The organism is Allobosea sp. P1_A7 (assembly GCF_056406775.1).
The window spans coordinates 1-1,236 of sequence record NZ_JBFTZN010000576.1 but is presented as its reverse complement, the minus strand read 5'-3'; the positions used below and the strand labels follow the sequence as shown (position 1 = coordinate 1,236).

Genomic DNA, 1,236 nt, shown 5'->3' with positions numbered 1-1,236 from the left:
TCGTCGTCTGCATCGCGGCGCTGCTCGGTCTCGCCTGGCTGGCTTTGCAGGCGATCGGCTGGTTCGGCGTCGGCTTGCTCGGCCTCTTCATCGCCTTCGTGGCGATCCGCTTCGAGCTCGAGGAAAACCGGCCCGTCGGCCACCAGATGACGCCGGATCTCTATGCCAGCCAATTCCACAAGCATGGCCGTGAGCATGAGGCAGAGCGAGCGGGCTTTCGCACCCAACTCGTCGCCCAGATTTCTGCCGCCCGCCTCGGACTCGGGCTTGGCCTCCTGCTGACAGCCATTGGCTTCGGCTTCTTCTTCATCCTCGAAGCCAGTCGTTGAGACCCTACCCGGCCGAAGGCGCCAGCGGCGTCGGCGGCTGGATGGTCGTGATCGATGCGGCGGCCCCGGCAGAGGCCTGCCCTTCACCGCCCCTGACGGTCACGGCGTTCGAGGCAAAGGCTACGCCGGCATCGTTGAGCGCCTGATACATCCGCTTCAGCGCCTCACGCTGGAGCGCACCGGCCTGAGCCGGCTTGGCGGTGAATTTCAGCCGGATGACGATCGCAGTGTCGGCAATCTCGGCCACACCCTGCATCTTGAGCTGCGCGATGAAGTGAGGTCCGAATTCCGGGTCCTCCAGCAACGCGAGGCCGATCTTCTTGATTGTCTTGCGCGCCTTCTCGATATCGGCGGAGCGGTCGAGCCGGACGTTGAACTTCACCGTTGCCCAGTCGCGGCTGGCATTGGTCAGGGACGGGATCTGGCCGAAGGGCACTGTATGGATCTGTCCGCTCTGATGGCGCAGTTGTACCGAGCGTAGCGAAATCTTCTCGACCGTGCCCTTGAGCCGCCCCGTATCGACGTATTCGCCGACGCGGAAGGCATCCTCGACCATGAAGAAGAAGCCGGAGACGATATCGCGCACGAGCGCTTGCGAACCGAAGGACACGGCGAGGCCCAGGATGCCGARGCCGGCCAAGAGGGGCCCGATATCGACACCCAGCCGTGATAGCACGACAAGGCTGGTCAGGCCGATCACGGCCCCGAGCACGACACCGCGCAGCACCGGGAGCACCGTGCCGAGCCTGGACGGGACATGGTCGTCTGGGGGAGCTTCCTCGTCTGTCGGCCCTGCATGCACGGCACGCGGCGTATAGGCATCGAAGAAGGCACGCAGGAAGGTCAGCGCGATCCATCCCATGAAGGCCAGGGAGGCGACACTGAGGAGGCGTTGACCGAACGACAC

Annotated in this window: 2 protein-coding genes; one reads left to right on the top strand and one right to left on the bottom strand. The window is 64.7% G+C overall.

Annotated features, from left to right (window positions below; genetic code table 11):
* Positions 1–329 (top strand): hypothetical protein (locus AC1D34_RS37710; protein ID WP_476827045.1); only part of this gene is annotated, 329 nt, incomplete at its 5' end.
* Positions 330–333: 4 nt separating this feature from the next.
* Here AC1D34_RS37710 and AC1D34_RS37705 read toward each other — a convergent pair.
* A partial coding sequence (locus AC1D34_RS37705; protein WP_476827044.1) for a mechanosensitive ion channel family protein occupies positions 334–1,236 on the bottom strand: 903 nt, incomplete at its 5' end.